Here is a 21684-nt window from a genome sequence, read left to right on the forward strand (position 1 = left end):
CCAGCTCTCTTTCAGGCGTTTCCGAAGTCGTTGTCGAGCAGGGCGAACAGCTCGTCCGCTGTCGCCGTTTCCATCGCGGTGGCGTTGTCGTCCACCGGTCCCGGCGGTGGTGCCTCGCCCCCCGGTGCGCCGGCGCGCCGGCCCCAGCCGTGCAGCAGTTCGTTCAGTCGTTCGCCGACCCCGTCGGTGTCGGCCGCTCCGGGCGGGACGGCCGCGAGGAGCGCGGCCAGCCGGTCCAGCTCGGCCAGCAGCGGCGAGGGCGGTTCGGGCGCGGCGGACAGCTCCGCGTCCAGGTGGGCGGCGAGCGCCTCTGGCGTCGGGTGGTCGAAGACGACCGTCGGCGGGACGGCCAGCCCGGTGGCCTCGCACAGCGCGTTCCTGAACCGCACCGCGAGCATCGAGTCGAAGCCGATCTCGGAGAAGGCGCGTTCCGGGCGCACCGGACCGGTTCCGGAATGGCCGAGGACCGCGGCCGCGTGCCGGACGACCAGGTCGAGCACCGCTTGGCGGCGTGCCTGCCGGTCCAGCGGGGCCAGCCGGGCGGCCAGTCGCACGGCGGGGGTGCCGTCCTCGTCGCCCGCGGTCTGCGGAGTGTCCTCGGCCGGCACCGCGGTGGTGGCCGCGGTGGTGGCCGCGGCGGCCGTCCGGCCCGGTGTGGGCAGCCAGTACCGGTCGCGCTGGAAGGGGTACGTCGGCAGCAGGACGGGTGCCGGGCCGCCCGGCCCGGGGGCCCCCGTCCAGGGCGACCAGTCCACCGGGCCGCCGCCGGCCGCCCACGCCTCGGTCAGTGAGGCCAGCAGCCGGTCCCGGCCGCCGTCGCCGCGCCGCAGCGTGCCGACCGCCGACACCTCCCGCCCGGCCGCCGCGGCCACCGCCTCGATCCCGGCGAGCAGCACCGGATGCGGGCTGACCTCGACGAGCAGGGTGTGGCCCGCGTCGAGCAGGGCGCGGGTCGCTCCGACGAAGTCGACCGGCTCGCGCAGGTTGCGGTACCAGTAGGCGGCGTCGAGCGATTCTCCGGCGACGGGTTCGCCGGTCACCGTCGAGTAGAGCGGGACGGCCGAGGCGCGGGGGCGTATCCCGGCGAAGGCTTCGCGCAGTTCGTCCTCGATCTCGGCGACCTGGGCCGAGTGGGCCGCGTAGTCCACCGGGATCGCCTTGGCCCGCACACCTTCCCGGTCGCAGGCCGCGAGCAGGGCGGCCAGCTCCTCGGGCTCCCCGGCGACGACCACGGCGTCGGGGCCGTTCACCGCGGCCACGCAGAGGCGTCCGCCGGCGGGCATCAGGCTCGTGGTCCGCTCGACGGAGGCGGCGACCGACACCATGCCGCCGCGTCCCGCCAACCTCAGCAGCGCCCGGCTGCGCCGCGCCACCACGAGGGCCGCGTCGTCGAGCGACAGCGCTCCGGCGACGTGGGCGGCGGCGATCTCGCCCTGGCTGTGTCCGACGACCGCGTCCGGGGTGACCCCGGTGTCGCGCCAGTGCGCGGCCAGCGCGACCATCACGGCGAAGAGCGCCGGCTGGACGACGTCCACGCGGTCGAGCGTCGGCGCGCCGGGCGCGCCGCGCAGCACCTCGGTCAGGGACCAGTCGGTGTGCGGGGCGAGCGCCCGTTCGCAGGCGTCGATGGCGGCGGCGAACGGCGCGGAGGCGTCGAGCGCCGCCGTGGCCATGCCGGCCCACTGCGAGCCCTGGCCGGGGAAGACGAAAACCGTACGGCCGCCGCGCGCCCGGTCCCGCACGGCGTCGGGCGCGGGTTCGCCCGCCGCGAGGGCGTCCAGCCGGCCGAGGAGCGCGTCGCGGTCGCGGCCGAGGACTGCTGCCCGGAAGGGCAGGGCGGGGCGGGTGGTGGCGAGCGCACGGGCCGGGGCGGCGGCGCCCCCGTCGGGGCCGGCCCGCAGGTGCTCGCCCAGTCGGCGCGCCTGTCGGCGCAGGGCCGCGGGGGTCATGGCGGAGAGCAGCCACGGAACGGTGGTCCCGGTGTCCTCGGAGGGTTCGCCGTCCGTGCAGTCGGGCAGCGGGCCGGCGTCGGCGGCGGATGCTTCCTCCAGGACGGCGTGGGCGTTGGTGCCGCTCATGCCGAACGCGGAGACGCCGGCCCGGCGCGGCCGGTCCCCGTCCGGGGCGTCCCAGGGGCGGGCGTCCGCGAGCAGCCGGACCGCGCCGGCCGACCAGTCCACCCGGCTGGACGCCTCCTGTGCGTGCAGGGTGCCGGGGAGCACGCCGTTGCGCAGTGCGAGCACCGTCTTGATGACGCCGGCGACCCCGGCGGCGGCCTGGGTGTGCCCGATGTTGGACTTCAGCGATCCCAGCCACAGCGGGCGGTCGGCGGGCCGGTCCTGGCCGTAGGTGGCCAGCAGGGCCTGCGCCTCGATGGGGTCGCCGAGCACGGTGCCGGTGCCGTGCCCCTCGACCAGGTCGATATCGGCGCCGGACAGTCCTGCCGCGGCCAGCGCGGTCCTGATCACCCGCTGCTGCGCGGGGCCGCTCGGAGCGGTGAGGCCGTTGCTGGCACCGTCCTGGTTCACCGCGGTGCCCCGTACGAGGGCGAGGACCGGATGTCCGAGGCGGCGCGCGTCGGAGAGGCGTTCCACGAGCAGGACGCCCACCCCTTCGCCCCAGCCCGTGCCGTTCGCCCCTTCGGCGAAGGAGCGGCAGCGGCCGTCGGGCGACAGGCCCTGCTGACGGCTGAACTCGACGAAGACGTCCGGGCTCGCCATCACCGCGGCGCCGCCGACCAGGGCGAACGAGCAGTCGCCGGCGCGCAGTGCCTGGCCGGCCAGGTGCAGTGCCACCAGCGAGGACGAGCAGGCCGTCTCCACGGTCACGGCGGGGCCGCCGAGTCCGAGGGTGTAGGCGACGCGGCCGGAGGCGACGCTGGTGACCGTGCCGCTGAGGAGGTGCCCCTCGATCTCGTCGGACGGGTTCTGCGGGCCGGTGCCGTAGCCCTGGGCGGCGACGCCGACGTAGACGCCGCCCTCGCTGCCACGGACCGACGCGGGGTCGAGTCCGGCCCGCTCCAGTGCCTCCCAGCTGGTTTCGAGGAGCAGTCGCTGCTGCGGGTCCATGGCCAGTGCTTCGCGCGGGGAGATGCCGAAGAACTCCGCGTCGAACTCGGCCGCGCCGTCCAGGAATCCGCCGCCGGTGGTGTAGAAGGTGCCCGGGTGCAGGGGGTCCGGGTCGTAGAGGGTGTCCAGCGGCCAGCCGCGGTCGGCGGGCAGCGCGGCGACCGCGTCCACTCCGTCGGCCACCAGCTGCCACAGGTCCTCGGGCGAGCGGACGCCGCCCGGGAACCGGCAGGCCATCGAGACGATCGCCAGGGGTTCGTCGGCCGCCGCGGGCCCGGCCGCGCCGCCGGCGGCGGCCGCGGAGTCCGTCGCTGCCGTGCCGGTCGTGCCGTGGGCGTCCGGTCCGGTGCCGCTCAGCTCGGCGAAGAGGTGGGCGGCGAGGGCGGCTGCCGTCGGGTGGTCGAAGACGGTGGTGAACGCGAGCGGCAGAGCGGTGGCCGCGACCAGCCGGTTGCGGAGTTCGACGGCGGTGAGCGAGTCGAAGCCCAGCTCGCGGAACGGGCGGTCGGCCATGAGGCCGGCGGCCGACTCGTGGCCCAGCACGGCGGCCGCTTCGCTCCGCACCAGTTCCGTCAGCAGTTTGCGGCCCTCGGGCTCGGACAGTCGGTGCAGCCGGTGCAGCCACGACGGGTCGCCGCCCGTGCCGGGTCCGGACCCGGCGGAGGTGTCCGCGTCCGCGGGGTCGCCGTCCGCCGCCCGGGGCTCCGGGGCGGCCGACAGGCCGCGCAGCAGCGCACTGTCCCTGACCGAGCCGAAGATCGGCGCGAAGCGGCTCCAGTCCAGCTCGGCGACGACCGGTTCGCCCTCGTCCAGGGTCAGCGCCAGGCCGAGCGAGGAGAGCGCCGCTGCCGGGGCCATCGGCACCAGCCCGTGGCGGCGCAGGCCGTCGCCGACCGCGCCCTCGGCCATGCCCGCTCCGGCCCAGGGGCCCCAGGCCACCGAGGTCGCCGTCAGGCCCCGGCCGCGCCTCGCCGCGGCGAGGCCGTCCAGGTAGGCGTTGGCTGCCGCGTAGGCGCCCTGGCCGCCGCTGCCCCAGGTGCCCGAGATCGAGGAGAACAGCACGAAGGCGTCCAGCGGGCGGTCTTCGAACAGGGCGTCGAGGTGGGCCGCGCCGCACGTCTTGGCCGCCGTCCGCCGGGCCAGTTCCTCCGGCGTGCAGTCCATCAGCGCGGTGTCCGAGGTGAGTCCGGCGGTGTGCACCACGGCCCGTACGGTGTCGCCCTCGTCGCGCAGCCGCCCCAGGACCCGCTCCAGCGCGGTGCGGTCGGCGACGTCGCAGGCCAGCAGGGTGCTCCGGGCGCCGAGCGCCGCCAGGGCGTCGACCAGCGCGTCGGCGCCGGGGGCCTCGGGGCCCCGCCGGCCGAGGAGGACGAGGTGCTCCGCGCCGCGCTCCGCGAGCCAGCGCGCCACCTGGGCGCCGAGGCCTCCGGTGCCGCCGGTGACGAGGACCGTGCCGCGCGGCGTCCACGGTGCGGGCGCGGGTGTCGCGGGCTCCGGCGCGGGGACGAGTCGACGGCCCAACGGTGCCGGCGCGCGTACGGCCACCTGGTCCTCGCCGTCCCGTCCGGCCAGCACCGCGCACAGCCCGTCCAGCGCGGGCCCGTCCAGCAGGTCCGGCAGGTCGACCAGGCCGCCCCAGCGCAGCGGGTGCTCCAGTGCCGCCACCCGGCCCAGGCCCCACACCTGGGCCTGCTCGGGGCGGACCTCCTCCGTGCCGTCGGCTGCCACCGCGCCGCGGGTGGCGCACCACAGGGGTGCGTCGATGCCGCTGTCGCCCAGGGCCTGGAGCAGCAGCAGGGTCCCGGTCAGGCAGGCGTCGAGCATCGGCAGGCCAGGGCGGGGGCCCTGGGCCAGGGCCAGCAGCGACAGGACGCCCTCCAAGGAGCCGAACTCCGGGAGCAGCGAGGCCAGTTCGGCGCGTTCGGCGGCGGCCCCGACCCGGATCACGGCCACGTCGGCGCCGTGTCCGGCGAGCGCCTGTTCGCAGGCGAGTGCGGTGTCCTCGGCACCGGGTCCGTCCGGGGTGACGAGCAGCCAGCGGCCGGAGAGGCGGGGCTCCGCGGGCGGGGTGAGCGGCTCCCATGCGATGCGGTAGCGGCGGGGGCCGACGGGGACCTCGGTCTCCCGGCGGGAGCGCCGGGCGGCGGGGGCCGGGTCCGGCGCGGCCACCGGCCAGAAGCGCCTGCGCTGGAAGGCGTAGGTGGGCAGGTCGACCCGCCGCACGTCGGTGCCGCTCCAGCCCGCCGACCAGTCCACCGCCACGCCGCGCAGGTGCAGCGAGGCGAGTGCGGTGCGGACCGCGTCCGGCTCGCCGCGGCCGTCGCGCAGCAGCGGCACCGTACCGGGGCCGCCGGGGGTGGGCGTGGCGTCGGGGAGGCAGGCGTGAAGCATGCCGGACAGCACGCCGCCCGGTCCGAGTTCGAGGTACGTCGTCGCGCCCTCGGCCCGCAGCCGGCGGGCCCCTTCCAGGAAGCGCACGGTGCCCCGGACGTGGCGCACCCAGTGCTCGGGGGAACGGAGTTCCGCGGCCGTGGCCGTGCGCCCGGTCAGGTTGGAGACGATCTCGATGCCGGGCGCGTGGTAGGTCAGCGACTCGGCCACGTCCCGGAACGCGTCGAGCATCCCGTCCATCCGGGCGGAGTGGAACGCGTGGCTCACGCTCAGCCGGCGGGTGCGCCGTCCGCGGGAGCGGAACGCCCCGGCCAGGCGCAGCACCGCGTCCGCGTCACCGGACAGGACCACGGAGGTGGGCCCGTTGACGGCGGCGATGTCCACCGCGTCCCGGCCCGGGTCCCGGTCCGCTTCCGTCTCCGGGAGGGGGTGCCCGGTGCGGTCGTCCAGCAGGGCCTGGTGTACTTCCTCCTCGGTGGCCTCCACCGCCACCATCGCCCCGCCCTCGGGCAGTTCGTCCATCAGCCGGCCCCGGGCCGTTACCAGCGCGCAGGCATCGGGCAGGTCCAGCACGCCCGCCGCGTGGGCGGCGGCGAGTTCGCCGACGGAGTGCCCCATCAGCAGGTCGGGCCGCACACCCCAGTGCTGCACGAGCCGGAACAGCGCCGTCTCCAGGGCGAACAACGCGGGCTGGGTGTACCGGGTGCGGTCGAGCAGCGCCGCACCGGGGGTTCCGGGCTCGGCGAACAGGATGTCGCGCAGGGGCAGGTCGAGGTGCGGGTCCAGGCCGGTCAGCACCTCGTCGAGGGCGTCGGCGAACACCGGGTCGTCGCGGTAGAGCTCCGCGCCGGCTCCGGGCCGCTGGCTGCCCTGTCCCGGGAAGAGGAAGGCGGTCCGGCCGGAGCGTATGGCGCCTCCGGTGAGCAGGTGGCCCGCTGCTGTGCCGCGCGCGAGTGCGGTGAGCGAGCGTCGGACGGATACCCGGTCCCGTCCCAGGACGGCGGCCCGGTGTTCGAGCGGGGCTCGTCCCGTGGCCAGCGAGTAGGCGACGTCCGCCAGTTCGGCGTCCGGGTCGGCATCGAGCCGGCTCAGCAGCCGGCCGGCCTGTGCCCGCAGGGCCTCCGGTGCGCCGGCCGAGAGCAGCAGCGGCACGGGCGGGGCGGCCCGGCGCGCGGTGGCCGTCGTGGCGGTGTCCGGGGCGGGCACGGCCGAGGTGTCGGTCCGCTCCGGGGCGGGCGCGACCGCGACGGCCGGTGCCTGCTCGATGATCGCGTGCACGTTGGTGCCGCTGATGCCGAACGACGACACGCCTGCCCGGCGTGGGTTCCCGGTCTCCGGCCACGGGGTGTGCGCGGTGAGCAGGCGGATGGCACCGTCGGACCAGTCGACGTGCGGGTTCGGCGTCCCGGCGTGCAGGGTTCCCGGCAGTTCGCCGTGGCGGATGGCCAGCACCATCTTCATCACTCCGGCCACCCCGGCCGCCGCCTGGGTGTGCCCGATGTTCGACTTCACGGAGCCGAGCCACAGCGGCCGGTCCGCCGGGCGCGCCGGCCCGTGGACGGCCTGGAGCGCCTGCGCTTCGATGGGGTCGCCGAGCCTCGTGCCGGTGCCGTGGGCCTCGATCGCGTCGATCTGGTCGGCGCGCAGCGCGGCGTCGGCCAGCGCGGCGCGGATGACCTGCTGCTGGGACGGGCCGTTGGGGGCGGTGAGCCCGTTGCTGGCGCCGTCCTGGTTCACGGCGGTGCCGCTGACCAGCGCGAGTACGGGGTGGCCGTGGCGCAGGGCGTCGCTGTGGCGCTCCAGCAGCAGCACTCCGGCGCCCTCGCCCCAGCCCGTGCCGTCCGCGTCCGCCGAGAACGCCTTGCACCGTCCGTCGGCGGCGAGCCCGCGCTGACGGCTGAACTCCACGAAGAGCCGCGGGGTGCTCATCACCGTCACCCCGCCCGCGAGGGCCTGCTCGCAGTCGCCGCGCCGCAGTGCCTGCACGGCCAGGTGGAGCGCCACCAGCGACGAGGAGCACGCGGTGTCGACGGTGAGCGAGGGTCCCTGGAGGCCGAGGACGTAGGACAGCCGCCCGGACAGCACGCTGGCCGTGTTCCCGGTCAGCAGATGGCCCTCGGACACGCCCTCGGCGCCCTGCAGCAGCGCGGAGTAGTCCTGGCCGTTGGTACCGATGTAGACGCCGACCTGCCGGTCCTTCAGCGCGGTCGGGTCCTGCCCGGAGCCCTCGACCGCCTCCCAGGCGGTCTCCAGGAGCAGCCGCTGCTGCGGGTCCATGGCGAGGGCCTCGCGCGGCGAGATGCCGAAGAACTCCGCGTCGAACTCGGGGGCGTCGTGCAGGAAGCCGCCCTGCCTGCTGTACGTGGTGCCGGCGTGGTCGGGGTCGGGGTCGTACAGCCCCTCGGTGTCCCAGCCCCGGTTCGACGGCCAGTCGCCGACGGCGTCGGTGCCATTCGAGAGCAGGTGCCAGAAGTCCTCGGGCCCTGCGACCCCGCCGGGGAAGCGGCAGCCCATGCCGACGATCGCGATCGGCTCGTTGCCGCCGGGTGCCGCCGCCCGGCTCGCCCCGGCATCGACGGAGCCGGCGGGCCCGGCGGTGCCGCTCGCGGCGTCCGGCAGGTCCAGGTCCGCGAGCAGCCGGTCGGCCAGTGCCGACGGTGTGGGATGGTCGAACAGGACGGTGGCGGGCAGCGCCAGTCCGGTGACGGCGGCGAGCCGGTTGCGCAGCTCCACCGCCGTCAGCGAGTCGAAGCCGAGCGCGGAGAACGCCTTTCCGGGCTGGACCGTGTCGACGTCGGGGTGGCGCAGGACCGTCGCCGCGTGGGTGCGTACCAGTTCGGTGAGGGTCCTGACCCGGTCCTCGTGGCGCGGCAGTACGGCGATCTGCTGCCGCAGGGCGTCGGCGGAGTCGCCGCCTTCCCGGGCCGCCGACGGTGCGGTGGTGTCCTGGACGGGCCTCGCGGCAGCCGGGTCCGGTATCCCGTGGAGGAGGGCGGCGGTCCACCGGCCCCTGCCCGTGGTGAAGCGCCTCCAGTCGACATCGGCGACCACGACCAGTTCGTCGTCCTCCGCGAGTGCCCGGCCGATCGCGGTGACGGCCGTTTCGGGCTCCATCACCGGCATGCCGAAGTCCCGCAGCCGTGCGGCGACCTCGTCCGCCAGCATGCCCGGCCCGGCCCAGGCGCCCCAGGCCACGGACGTGCCGGGCAGCCCGGCGGCCCGGCGGGCGGCGACGAGTGCGTCGACGGCCGCGTTGGCGGCCGCGTAGTTGCCCTGCCCGGCGTTGCCCACGACGCCCATCACCGACGAGAACACCACGAAGGCCGACAGGTCGAGACCCGCGGTGGCCTCGTGCAGGTTCCGTGCGGCGGTCAGCTTGGCGCGCAGCACCACGGCGAGCCGCGCGGGGTCCAGCGCGTCGAGCACACCGTCGTCGAGGACGCCCGCCGCGTGGATGACGGCGGACAGCGGGTATCGCGCCGGGATGTCGGCGAGCAGCGCCGCCAGTGCGGCCGGGTCGGCGACGTCGCAGGCCGCGAAGGCCGTTTCGGCGCCCAGCGCCGTCAGTTCCTCCCGCAGCGCGTCCGTACCGGGTGCGTCGGCACCGCGACGGCTGACCAGCAGCAGCCGCTCCGCGCCCTGGCCCGCGAGCCAGCGCGCCGTGTGCGAGCCGACGCCACCGGTGCCACCGGTGACGAGGACCGTGCCCTGCCATCGCGGTCGCGTCCGCACCCGGACGGCCGCGTCGTCCGCGCCACCCGTACGGGCCTTCGGCTGCGCGGACGACGCGGGCCGGAGACGGCGTCCGTGGACCCCGGTGGAGCGCACCGCCACCTGTTCCTCATCGGCCATGGCTCCCGCGAGCACCGCGCACAAGCGGCGGGCGGCCCGTACGTCCAGCACCTCGGGCAGGTCGATCAGACCGCCCCGGCGATGCGGGTGCTCCAGTGCCAGCGTCCGGCCCAGGGCGGCGGACGCGGCCTGGCCGACGTGTCCGGGCCGTTCGGCACCGCCCAGGACCGCCGTTCCCTTCGTCAGCGTCCAGAGCCGGGCGTGGATACCCGCGTCCTCCAGCGCCTGGGCCAGGGCGAGGGTCAGCGCCGGACCACCGGGCAGGTCGGGGTGTTCGGGATGGGGGCGCTCCTCCCAGGACAGCAGGGACAGCACGCCGGCGATCGGCTGCTCCCCGGCGGTCTTCGTGAGCAGAGCGGCCATTTGTTCGCGGGTCGCGCCCGGATCGGCGACGACGCACGGGAGGAGGTCGGCTCCGGCCTCGCCGAGCGTGCCCAGGGCGGCCGCCGCGTCGTCGCCCTCGGGACGCAGGGCGAGCCAGCGACCGGGGAGGCCGTCCGCCGGCGCGACCGACAGGGGTGCCCAGGCAACGTGGTAGCGCCAGGATCCCGCCCTCCGTTCACGGCTCCTGGCGGAGCGCCAGGTCGCCAGGGCGGGCAGGACTTCGTCCAGGGCTTCACGGTCGACCCCGAGGGTTTCGGCGAGCTGGGCGGGGTCCTGTAGTTCCAGGTCGTCCCAGCGGTCTTCGGCGGGGGCGGCCGGGACGGCGGCCGGGGCCGTCAGCCAGTAGCGCCGCCGCTGGAAGGCGTAGGTCGGCAGGTCCACCCGCCGGCCCTCCGGGAACACACCCGACCAGTCCACCTCCAGTCCGCACTCCCACCCGCGGCCCACCGCACGCAGCACCTGAGCCAGGCCACCTTCCTCACGCCGCAACGTCCCCAGCACCGCGGCGTCCACACCAGCGGCCTCCACCGACTCCCCCACCGCCACGCCCAACACCGGGTGCGGGCCGGCCTCGATGAAGACGCGGTGCCCGGCCGCGAGGAGCCCGCAGGTCGTCTGCTCGAACTCGACGGTCTCCCGCAGATTGCGGTACCAGTACTCCGCGTCCAGGGCCTTCGTGTCCAACAGGCCACCCGTCACGCTCGAATAGAACGGCACGGCACCGGAACGAGGCACGATGCCGGCCAGATCGGAGAGCAACCGCTCGCGGATCTCCTCCACATGCGCGGAATGCGACGCGTAGTCGACCTCGATCACACGCGCCCGCACCCCCTCACCCATCAGCCCGTCGACCAGTGCCGTCACCGCGTCCGCGTCACCCGACACCACCGTCGACGACGGGCCGTTCACCGCGGCCACCGACAACCGCCCCGCCCACGGGGCGATCCGCTCCCGCACCACACCCACCGGCAGAGGCACCGACGCCATGCCACCACGGCCCGCCAACACCCCCACCGCACGGGAACGCAACGCGACCACCCGAGCCCCGTCCTCCAGACTCAGACCGCCCGCCACACAAGCCGCAGCGACCTCGCCCTGGGAGTGGCCCACCACAGCGTCCGGAACGACACCGAACGAACGCCACACCTCCGCCAGCGACACCATCACGGCCCACAACACCGGCTGCACCACATCGACCCGCGCCAGCAGGGCTTCCGAACCCAACACCTCCGCCAACGACCAGTCCACATAAGGCGCCAGAGCCCGCCCGCACTCCGCCATCCGCCCCGCGAACACCTCCGACTCACCCGACAACTCCGCAGCCATCCCCACCCACTGCGAACCCTGACCCGGGAACACCAACACCACCCGACCGGAAACCAACCCGCCGCCGGGCACCGACCCCGGTGCCAAACGCCCCTCCGCCAGCGCCTTCAACCCACCGAGCAACTCGCTCCGGTCCCCGCCCACCACCACCGCACGGTGCTCGAAGGACGCACGCCCCACCGCCAGCGAATAACCCACGTCCGCCATATCAAGCCCGGGCTCCGCCACCACCCGTGCCACCAACGCCCCCGCCTGCGCCCGCAGAGCCTCCGCACTGCGCGCCGACACCGGCCACACCACCGTCCCAGGACGCCGGGCACCCTCCACCGCCCCGGCCGGGTCCTCAGCCGGCGCAGACTCCAGGATCACGTGAGCGTTGGTCCCGCTGATGCCGAAGGAGGACACCCCCGCCCGGCGCGGACGGCCCGTGTCGTCCCACGCACGGGCCTCCGTCAGCAGTCGGCCGGCCCCCGCGGACCAGTCCACCTCGGGCGTCGGACCGTCCACGTGCAGCGTCTTCGGCATCACCCCGTGCCGCATCGCCAGCACCGACTTGATGACGCCGCCCACACCCGCCGCGGCCTGGGAGTGGCCGATGTTGGACTTCAGCGAGCCGATCCACACCGGCCGGTCCGCGGGCCGGTCCTGCCCGTACGTCGCCAGCAGCGCCTGCGCCTCGATCGGGTCACCCAACCGCGTCCCCGTACCGTGCGCCTCCACCACGTCCACCTCGGACGCCGTCAGCCCCGCATCCGCCAACGCCGCACGGATCACCCGCTGCTGCGACGGACCGTTCGGCGCCGTCAGACCATTGCTCGCACCATCCTGATTCACCGCCGAACCACGGATCACCGCCAGCACCGGATGCCCGTTGCGCCGCGCATCCGACAACCGCTCCACCAGCAGCATCCCCGCGCCCTCGGCCAGGCCGAAACCGTCGGCGGCTGCCGCGAAGGCCTTGCAGCGGCCGTCCGGGGCCAGACCGCCCTGACGGCTGAACTCCACGAGCATGCCGACCGTGGACATCACGGTCGCGCCGCCGGCCAGCGCCAGCGAGCACTCGCCCGCCCGCAGCGCCCGTACCGCGAGGTGCAGGGCCACCAGCGAGGACGAGCACGCCGTGTCCACGGTGACCGCCGCTCCCTCCAGACCGAGGGTGTAGGCCAGTCGGCCCGACGCGACGCTTCCGGTGTTGCCGGTCAGCAGGTGGCCGCCCTCGTCGGCGCCCTGTTCGAGAGGGGGCCCGTAGTCCATGGTCATCGCCCCGACGTAGACGCCCGTCGGGGTCCGCCGCAGGGTGGCCGGGTCGATCCCGGCCCGCTCCAGCACTTCCCAGGTCGTCTCCAGCAACAGCCGCTGCTGCGGGTCCATCGCCGCCGCCTCGCGCGGCGAGATGCCGAAGAACTCCGCGTCGAACCCGGCCGCGCCGGCGAGCGAACCCGCCTCTCGCTGGTAGTACCGGCCCGGCGTCCCCGGTACGGGGTCGTACCGTCCGGCGGTGTCCCAACCGCGGTCGTCGGGCAGCGCGGAGACGGCGTCGGCACCTGCCGACACCAGCTCCCAGAGTTCGTCGGGGCTGCCGACACCGCCGGGGTAGCGGCAGCCCATGCCGACGATCACCACAGGGTCGTCGTCCTCGGCCCGCCGCACCGGCTCGTCCGCGTCCGTGTTCCTGTCGGGCCGGTCGCCGCTGATCTCGGCGCAGAGGTACGCGGTCAGGGCCGCCGGGGTCGGGCAGTCGAAGACAACCGTCGCCGGGATGCGCAGCGCCGTCGCCGCGCTCAGCCGGTTGCGCAGCTCCACGGCGGTGACGGAGTCGAATCCCAGGTCGAGGAAGGCCAGGTCGGCGGGGACCGGATCGGACCGCCCGGTCAGCGCGGCGATCTCCTCGCCCACCAGCCGTGCCAGCGCGGCACGCCGCTCCGGTACGTCCGATCCGGCCAGCTCCACGCGGAACGCGGTGCCGGCATCCCGGTCACCGCCCGCGCCGCCGGGCCCGTTCGCGTCCGTCGGGCCGGGCTCCGCGAGCGCCGTCAGGGCAGCCACCGGCAGTTCCCGTACCCGGGCGTGCTGCCCGGCGAACAGCGCTTCCCGGTCCGGGGTGACACCGCGCACGTACAGGTCACCGAGCGAGGTCAGGAACCGGCCCGGACCGCCCTGGTCCCGGCGCAGCGTCCCGAGGACGGTGGCCTGCGCACCGTGTTCCTCCGCGCAGTCCGTGAGGGCGGAGGTCAGCACGGTGTGCGGGCTGACCTCCAGCAGGACGCCGTGCCCGTCCCGCAGCAGGGCCCCGGTCGCCTGGTGGAACCTGACCGTGTTGCGCAGGTTGCGGCACCAGTAGTCGGCGTCCAGTACCGGGACGTCCAGTCGTCCCCCGGTCAGTCCGGAGTAGTAGGGCAGATGCGGTGTGCGGGGCCGGATCGGTGCGAGGTCGGCGCGCATCCGGGGGATGATCGCGTCGATGTGGGGGGAATGGGCCGCCAGGCCCACCGCGATCCGCCGTGCGTGCACCGCGTCCGAGGCCAGGTCGGCGAGGAGTTCGGCCGCGGCGTCGCGGTCACCGGAGACGATCACGGACCGCGGCCCGTTGTGCGCGGCGACGACGAGGCGGCCGTCCCAGCGGCGCAGCCGCGGCTCGACCTCGCCCGCCGGGGCCATGACGGAGACCATGTCCCCCTTCCCGGCCAGGGTCGCCTGGGCCTGGCTCCACAGGGCCACCACCCGCGCGCAGTCGTCCAGGGACAGCGCGCCGCAGATCGCGGCGGCGGTGACCTCGCCGACGCTGTGCCCGAGCACGGCGGCCGGTTCCACACCGTGGGAGCGCCACAGCGCGGCGAGCGACACCGTCACGGCGAACAGCAGGGGCTGCACCACGTCGGCCCGGTCCCCGGCGGGTGCGCCCGGCGCGTCCGGGTCGCGGAGCACGTCGATCGGCGACCAGTCGACGAACGGTTCCAGGGCCTGCGCGCACGCGTCCATCCGGTCGCGGAACACCGTGGAGGTGTCCAGCAGGTCCACCGCCATCCGGGGCCATTGCGCGCCCTGCCCGGGAAACACGAAGGCGACCCGGCGGCCTGCCCCTGCGGCGCCCTCCACCAGGCCGGGCATGCTCCTGCCGTCGGCGAGCGCGTCCAGCCGCCGCAGGAATCCGTCGCGGCCGTCCGCCACCAGTGCCGCCCGCCGGCTCCCCTCGGAAGCGGTGCGCGCGAGGGTGAATGCGATGTCCTGGGGGCTCCAGTCGTCACGACCGGCCAGGTACGCGTGCAGGCCGCGCGCGCCGGCCGCCAGCGACTCCTTGCCGCTGCCTGCCAGTGTCCACAGCAGCGGTGCTTCGGTACCGTCGGGGTGCGCCATCGTGTCTTCGGACTCCTTCACGGCGAGCAGGACCATCAGTCGCCGGACCGTGGCGGGGGGCCCGCTCCCACGGGTCGCGCGCCGACCGGGACGCCTTCGTCATGCCCGGCGTGTACCGCCACCGGACCTGCGAGGTCGATCTTGCCCAAGTCGCATAGCAGCTCGATAGCGCAGGCCGCGACACGACGCGGACACGGGGAGCGAGCGGGGCGCGGAGCAGCGGGAGGCCCGCGCGCGCACCGTGGGGCGGGTCAACCGTCCGTTCCGGCGGACCACTCCGGGCCCGGAGTCCGCGTCACCCCCAGCTCCCGCCGGATCCCGTCCAGTGCCGCCACGAACCCAGGGCAAGCCCTCCACCTCGACCCGCTGCGTCAACGGGGCAGGCGGCATCGCCTACACCAGCTCCGTGCCGGCGTACGACACCGCCGGACAGCTCACCAAGACCACCACCACGATCCGGAGGGCCCCCGCATCGACGGCTACGCCGACGACGTGGAGCTGCGGGTCACCAAGAACGGCTACGGCGCGCCGATCGGCGGCACCGCCGGCTGGACGCTGAAGAAGGCGACCTCGGTCACCGCCGACGCGCTCGGCGCCAACCTCCAAAGAACCGCGCGGCCTGCTCACGTCGGTGAGCGACAGCAAGGCGGGCGAGTTCACCGCCAAGTACGGTCCGGACGGCCGGCTCGTCGAGCAGGCCTACCCCGGCGGCATCGTCCGCAAGGACACGCTCAACGCCTCAGGCAAGGCCGTCGCCGCAAGAGACCGGTGGTTCAGCGGTGCTCGGGGTTCTCGAAGTCGAAGCGACAGCCGGCGTCCCACTCGGAGCGCTGGTTGCCGTGAGAGGGGATGCCGCCGGCATCCTTGAGCATCCTCGCGAGGTGGAGCTGGTTCCACGTCATGAACGTGGTGTTCCGATTCGTGAAGTCGTTCTCCGGCCCACCCGACCCCGGATCCAGGTACGACGGCCCCGGCCCCGCTTCCCCCACCCACCCCGCGTCCGCCTGCGGCGGGATCACATACCCCAGGTGCTGCAGGCTGTAGAGCACGTTCATCGCGCAGTGCTTCGCGCCATCCTCGTTGCCGGTGATCAGGCAGCCGCCGACCCGGCCGTAATAGGCGTACTGACCTTGCTCGTTGAGGATCGAGGAGCAGGCGTACAGCCGCTCGATGACCTTCTTCATGACTGAGGAGTTATCTCCCAGCCACACCGGACCGGCGAGCGTGAGGATGTCGGCGGCCATCACCTGCGAGTAGATCACCGGCCACTCGTCGGTCTCCCAGCCGTGCTCGGTCATGTCCGGCCAGACCCCCGTCGCGATGTCGATGTCCACCGCGCGCAGGACCTCCACCTGGACGCCCTGGCGTTCCAGGATGCCGGTCGAGACGTCGATCAGGCCCTGGGTGTGGCTGCGTTCCGGCGAACGCTTCAGCGTGCAGTTGATCACCAGGGCGCGCAGGTCGGCGTACGACGTCGTCGGGTCCGGCACAGGGTCCTCCGTCGGGGTGTCCGGGAGGCCGCTCGGGTGACGGGCTCCCCGGACAGCTCACCAGGCCCGCCCCGTGGCCGCACACGGGGCTGGGCCGGTCGCCTGAAGGTCGGTCCCCGACCGGTCGGGGACCGGTCGGGTCAGGCAACCGGGGAGCGGCGGACGATCAGCATGTCCTGGGTGTGGCCGATGGCGTAGGTGCCGTCGGGCCGGGTGAAGTGGTCCTGGACGTAGGCGGTCAGGGCGGCGCGGGAGGGGCGGGGGTCGAGGGTGGCGAGGTCGGCGACGTTGACCATGAACTCGGCGACGTCCACGGCCTCGGCGAGGTGGGCCGTGCGGTAGTGGAGGTCGAGGGTCTCGAGGGTGATGTCGTCCGCCGGGTGGCGCTCGCGCAGGCGGTCGGCGAGGGTGCTCAGGTCGTAGCGGACGCCGGTGAAGTGGGCGGCCATCCGCATGCAGGGGCTCTCGGGGTTCTGCAGGACGACCAGGAGGGCGCCGCCGGGCGCCGTCCAGTTCAGGGCGCGGGTGACGGTGGCGAGCCAGTCCGGCTCGGGCACGTAGTAGAGCACGTGGGAGAGGTGGACGAGGTCGGCCGGCTCGGGCGGCTGGGCCCGGTCGAGCCGCTCCGGGAGGACGAGGGCGTCCGGGCAGGTGGTGCGGAGCTTCTCGCGCATCGCGACACTGGGCTCGACGGCGACCGTACGGTCGAAGGACCGGGCCAGGTGGGCGGTGGTGCGGCCGTCGCCCGCGCCGAGGTCCAGCAGGAGCCGGCGGTGCGGCAGGGTGGCGGCGAGCTCGCTCAGCCGGGCGTGGGTGATCGGCTTCTCGTCCGTCCCGGCGAGGAACAGCTCGAACGCCCGGCGGTAGTCGGCGCTCGCCACGTCCAGGACACGGACCGGGTCCGCGTCCCTCGTCTTGGTCTCCACCCTGCGGCCTCCCTCTGACGACGTGTTGGGGCGCGCTCATTGCACCCCCGTGTCCGGCCGCCCGCGCGCAGGGACGTTCCTGCCCGCGTGTCGCGAGATGGCGAGGGTGGGACTGCGGCGCCCCGGCGGTTATTCGGTGGCCCGCGCGGAGCCACCGCTTCTACAGTGTCCGCCTGATCACTGACGTTCACGGGAGCCCGGACATGCGCGTGCACTACCCCCGGACTCCGCATCTTCCCTGGTCACCGGGGGCGGCGGCGGACGACGTGCGGACCGGGGACCTCACCGCGCTGGCCGGCGCGGAGGTCGTCGTCACCGAGAAGCTCGACGGCGAGAACACCACCCTCTACCCCGACGGCCTGCACGCCCGCTCACTGGACTCGGCCCACCACCCCTCCCGCGCCTGGGTGAAGGGCCTGCAGGGCCGGATCGGCGCTCGGATCCCGGACGGCTGGCGGATCTGCGGCGAGAACCTGTTCGCCCGGCACTCGATCCCGTACACCGACCTGGAGAGCTGGTTCTACGGCTTCTCGGTCTGGACGGACCGCGACCACTGCCTGGACTGGGACGACACCGTCCGCTTCCTGCGCCGCCTCGGCGTCCCGTCGCCCCCGGTGCTGTGGCGCGGCCGCTTCGACGAACGGGCCCTACGCGCCCTGCCGTTGGACCTGAACCGGCAGGAGGGCTACGTCGTGCGGACCGTCCGGGGCTTCTCCCGGGCGGAGTTCGGCGAGCGGGTCGCCAAGTGGGTGCGCCCGCACCACGTGCGCACCGACACGCACTGGATGCACGCCGCCGTGGTGGAGAACGGGCTCGGCCCGAGTGCCGCACTGTGGTCCGTACGGTCCGGCGCGCTGCCCGAACCGCCCGCCCTGGCCGCCGCTTTGGGACTGCCCGAACTGTTGTGCCAGCCCGAGGAGTTGGCGGAGGTGTCGGCTCGACTGGACGAGCTCGGCCGCGGCGGGGACGCCCGGCTGGCCGGGGTGCTCGCGACCGCGCTGCGCGCCGAGCGCCGGCCGTCGCTGGCGCCGCGGCTGGCCGGGCCGCTCGGGCTGCCGCTGGCCCGCCGGGTCGCCGACCTGGTCGGGCTGCACCCGGGGCTGCAGCAGCCGTACCCGGACGAGGACCGCCGCGCCGGGCTGGTCCGGCTCTCCTGCGCCGCCGACCTGGGGGTGCTGCACGCCGTCGCCGCGGCCGCCGCTCCCGGGGCGGCGGAGCGCGAGCAGGTCGCCTGGTCCACGCTGCACGCCGAGGACGCCGGGCTGCTCGACGGGGCGCCGCTCGCCCGGCTGCGCACCGGTCTGCGCGAGGCGCTCGCCGACCTCGACCGGGACGCCGCCGACCGCTGCTGGGCACAGGCCCGCGAGGCGTACGCGCTCGGCCGGATCTCCACCGTCGAGGAGGCCGTCGCGGCCACCTGGCGCCGGCGGGACGGCCGCTTCCCCCGACTGGTGCACCTGTGCGGCCCGTCCGGCAGCGGCAAGAGCAGCTTCGCCGCCGGGCTGACCGGTGTCGCCGCCCGGATCAGCCTGGACGACCTGCGCGCCGCCCGGGGCTCGCGCGCCGACCAGCGCGACAACGCCGTGGTGCTGCGCGAGGGCCTGGCCCGGCTGGACGCCGCCCTCGCCGCCCCAGGGGCCGGCCGCGCGGACACCGTCGTCTGGGACGCCACCTCGCTCAACCGCCGGCAGCGCTCCCAGGTCCACGCCATCGCGCAGCGCCGCGACGCCCTGGTCACCCAGGTCGTGCTGGTGGTCGGCGAGGACGAACTGCAGCGCCGCAACGCCGTACGGCCGCACCCGGTGCCGGCCGACGTGCTCACCGCACAGCTGTACCGCTTCAGCCCGCCCTACCCCGGCCAGGCGCACCGCACCTGGTACGTCGGCGCCGGTGGCACCGTGGAAGACACGGCGGGCACGCTCGACGCCGAGGAGGACTGATGCGTCCCATCGAACAGATCTGCCAGCGCATCCGCTGGGACGCCCGCTTCGACCCGGCCCGGTTCACCCTGGGTGTGCGCCAGCGCGACGACCGCACCGAACGCGTCCCGCTGGAGGCTTTCGCCGCCGCGGGCGACATCCCCTGGCACCGGGTGCACCGGGTCGAGGCCGACGGCGTGGTGGTCTGGGACCGCGCGTCCGGCGTGGACGTGCTCGACAGCACCGAGGCCGGGCGCCGCACCGACCCGCGCCGGCTGCGCTCGCCCTTCTTCGCGGCGACGACCCCGTACGCCTGGCAGCCGGACCGCGACCGGCAGCCGGACGGCTCCCCGCGGGCGGGCTCCTCCCGGGGGCCGGGCGACGGCTGGCAGGCTGTCGTTTCGGAGCACGCCCAGCCCTCGGCCCCGGCGGTCGGCGACCTGCGCGTCATCACCTGGAACACCCTGTGGGACCGCTACGACGCCGACCGGATCGCCACCGCCCGCCGCCGCCCGCTGCTGCTCGCCGCACTGGAGGCCGCCGACGCCGACGTGATCGCCCTGCAGGAGGTCGAGCCGGCGCTGGTCGCCCTGCTGCTGGCGGCGCCCTGGGTCCGCGCCGGCTACACCCTCAACGCGGACCCGCTCGGCCGGGACGTCGACGAGCACGGCCTGCTGCTGCTCAGCCGGCTGCCGGTCCTGGAGGCCGGCCGGCACGCGCTGGGCCCGCACAAGGCCGTCACCGCGATCACCGTACGGACCGCCGGCGAACCGCTGACGGTCGCCGCCGTCCACCTGAGCAGCGACCACTCGCCGGACGGCGCGGCCCGCCGCGAAGCCGAACTCGCCCAGCTGGCCGAAGGGTTGGGCGGCCTCGAGGGTGAACTGCTACTGCTCGGGGACTTCAACGACGCCCGCTCCGGCGCCACCGGCCCGGCCGCCGCACTCGGCCTGCGCGACGCCTGGACGCAGGTGCACGGCCCGTCCGACGACACCCCCACCTTCGACCCGACCGCCAACCCGCTCGCCGCCGTCTCCTCGCTCACCGGCCGCCCGGGCCGCCTCGACCGCGTCCTGCACCGCGCCGACAGCACCCGCATCACCGCCGCCGCCCTGCTGGGCGAGCGCCCGACCGCCGACGGACTGCACCCCTCCGACCACTACGGCGTAGCCGTGGACCTCACCCTCGACGGAGCGGGCGGGACGCCGGACGTCCTCGACGCCGCGCCCACCCCCCGGACCGCCGTCGCCTGGCTGCCGCCCGAGGAGCTGTGGCCGCCGATCCAGCGGCTGCGCGCCGCGTACGACCCGCAGCTGCGCCGCTGGCCGCCGCACGTCAACCTGCTGTTCGGCTTCGTCCCGGAGGCCGAGTTCGACCGCGCCCTGCCGCTGCTGGGCGCGGCCGCCGCCGAGACGGCGCCGTTCGCCGCGCGCCTGACAGGGGTGCACACCTTCGGCCACCGCGAGGACGCCACCATCTGGCTCGACCCGGCCGCCGCCTCCGCCGAGCCCTGGGCGGCGCTGCGGCACGCGCTGGAACGCCGCTTCCCCCGCTGCCGCGGCCGCGCGGAGGGCTTCACGCCGCACCTGACCCTCGGGCGCAGCACCGACCCGCAGCGGGTGGCCGCCGACTGCGCGGCCCGGCTCACCGAGGTCTCGGCCCGGGTGGGCGAGCTGGTGGTGCTCTCGCGCCGGGGCTCCGAGCCGATGCGGCCCCGCGCGGTGATCGCGCTGGGGACGGGCGAGGTGCGCCCGGTGCCCGAGGAGCCGACCGTCTCGCGGCAGCCGGAGCCGGAGTCGCCCGAACGGACCTCCTTCGCCTGGGCGTTGGCTCAACGCATCACCGAGGCGCTACCGGACGGCGCGGTCCACGTCGTCGGCTCACGGCGGCTGGGCTGCCAGCTGGACGGCGCCGACCTGGACCTGGTGGCGGCGCTGCCCGGCCCGGCCGACCTGCCCGGCGTCCGCACCCGGATCGCGGCCGCGCTGCCGGACGCCCGACAGCTGCGCGAGGTGCGCGGCGCCCGGGTGCCGGGGGTGCGACTGGAGGCGGACGGCCTGTCCGTCGACCTCGTCGTCGTCTTCACCGGCTCACTCGACCCGGCCCAAGCCGTGGCCCGCCGTGCGGAGTTGGGCGAGGCGGAAGCCGTCGCGCTGAGCGCGGTCACGGACGCCGAGGCGATCCTGGCAGCCCTCGGCGACCGGCACGACCGCTTCGTCCGGCTGGCCCGTCAGGTCAAGGCCTGGTCCCGGGCGCGCGGCCTGGATTCCGCCCCCTTCGGCCAACTGCCGTCGCTCGCCTGGTCGGTGCTCGCCGCGCGCGTCGTCCTGGACGCCGGTGACGCTCACGACTCGGACGGCGATGACGCGGACGGAAGTGACACGGACGGAAGTGACGCGGCCGGAACTGACGCCGACGGCGACCTGTTCCGGCAGTTCACCGAGACCTGGGCCGGCTGGGACTGGCGCCAACCCGTCTGCCTGTCCAGGTACCTGATGTGCCATCAGTCCGAACCGATCTCCATCGTCACCCCTTCCTCCCCCGTCCGCAGTTGTACCACCCAGGTCAGCGCCGACACCCGCGACCTGCTCACCGAGGAGCTCTACCGCGCCTGGGAGCTCACCACGGAGAGCACCGACCCCTGGCCCGCCCTGCTCGCCCCGCCCCCGCTGCACCGCCGCCACGCCGCCTGGGCCGTGGTCACCGTCAGGGAGGAGTCCGTCGGGCTGGTCCGCGGCCGCCTCCGCACCCTCCTGGCCGCCCTGGAGGAAGCCGGCGCCACCCACCTCCACGCCTGGCCGCACCCCTACCGGTCTCCCGACGGCCTCACCCACTTCCCCATCGGCCTCGGCCCCACCCCGCTCACCGCGGACCGACTCGCCACGGCCGCCACCGCCTGGTGCCGCCACCTCCCCGGCGTCCACCTCCAGCACGTCGAGGGCGGCGCGGTCCCCACCCTCACCAGCTGAACCTC

General features: G+C 75.3%; 6 protein-coding genes. 2 read left to right on the top strand and 4 right to left on the bottom strand.

The genetic code is table 11. The annotated features are described in order from the left end of the window. Positions 1-11: 11 nt before the first annotated feature. The 4 genes from ACZ51D_RS01975 to ACZ51D_RS01990 form a co-directional block, all read right to left on the bottom strand. Positions 12-14375 (bottom strand): type I polyketide synthase, encoded by a 14364-nt coding sequence (locus ACZ51D_RS01975; protein WP_465660828.1) that lies wholly within the window; start codon positions 14373-14375, stop codon positions 12-14. Between the two features lie 393 nt (positions 14376-14768). Continuing rightward, a complete protein-coding gene (locus ACZ51D_RS01980; RefSeq protein ID WP_465619252.1) occupies positions 14769-15035 on the bottom strand; it encodes a hypothetical protein in 267 nt (88 codons plus the stop codon). 113 nt (positions 15036-15148) lie between these two features. Beyond that, on the bottom strand, positions 15149-15865 hold the full coding sequence (locus ACZ51D_RS01985) for a flavodoxin family protein (protein WP_465619254.1): 717 nt from the start codon (positions 15863-15865) through the stop codon (positions 15149-15151). Between the two features lie 140 nt (positions 15866-16005). Beyond that, complete coding sequence (locus ACZ51D_RS01990) at positions 16006-16791, bottom strand: class I SAM-dependent methyltransferase (RefSeq protein WP_465619256.1); 786 nt, start codon at positions 16789-16791, stop codon at positions 16006-16008. 203 nt (positions 16792-16994) lie between these two features. On the opposite strand from ACZ51D_RS01990, the gene ACZ51D_RS01995 reads away from it, so the two are divergent. Together ACZ51D_RS01995 and ACZ51D_RS02000 are read left to right on the top strand one after the other, a co-directional pair. Then, a complete protein-coding gene (locus tag ACZ51D_RS01995) occupies positions 16995-18731 on the top strand; it encodes an RNA ligase family protein (RefSeq protein WP_465619258.1) in 1737 nt (578 codons plus the stop codon). Next, positions 18731-21679, top strand: a complete 2949-nt coding sequence (locus ACZ51D_RS02000) for an RNA repair domain-containing protein (RefSeq protein ID WP_465619260.1) — start codon at positions 18731-18733, stop codon at positions 21677-21679. The genes ACZ51D_RS01995 and ACZ51D_RS02000 overlap by 1 nt, the downstream gene beginning before the upstream one ends. Positions 21680-21684 lie beyond the last annotated feature (5 nt).

This window comes from Kitasatospora sp. NPDC033851, from assembly GCF_055576085.1.

Coding starts and splice junctions, on each gene's coding strand:
- ACZ51D_RS02000 (WP_465619260.1), top strand. CDS start 18,731: ATGCGTCCCATCGAACAGATCTGCCAGCGCATCCGCTGGGACGCCCGC.
- ACZ51D_RS01975 (WP_465660828.1), bottom strand. CDS start 14,375: ATGGCGCACCCCGACGGTACCGAAGCACCGCTGCTGTGGACACTGGCA.
- ACZ51D_RS01995 (WP_465619258.1), top strand. CDS start 16,995: ATGCGCGTGCACTACCCCCGGACTCCGCATCTTCCCTGGTCACCGGGG.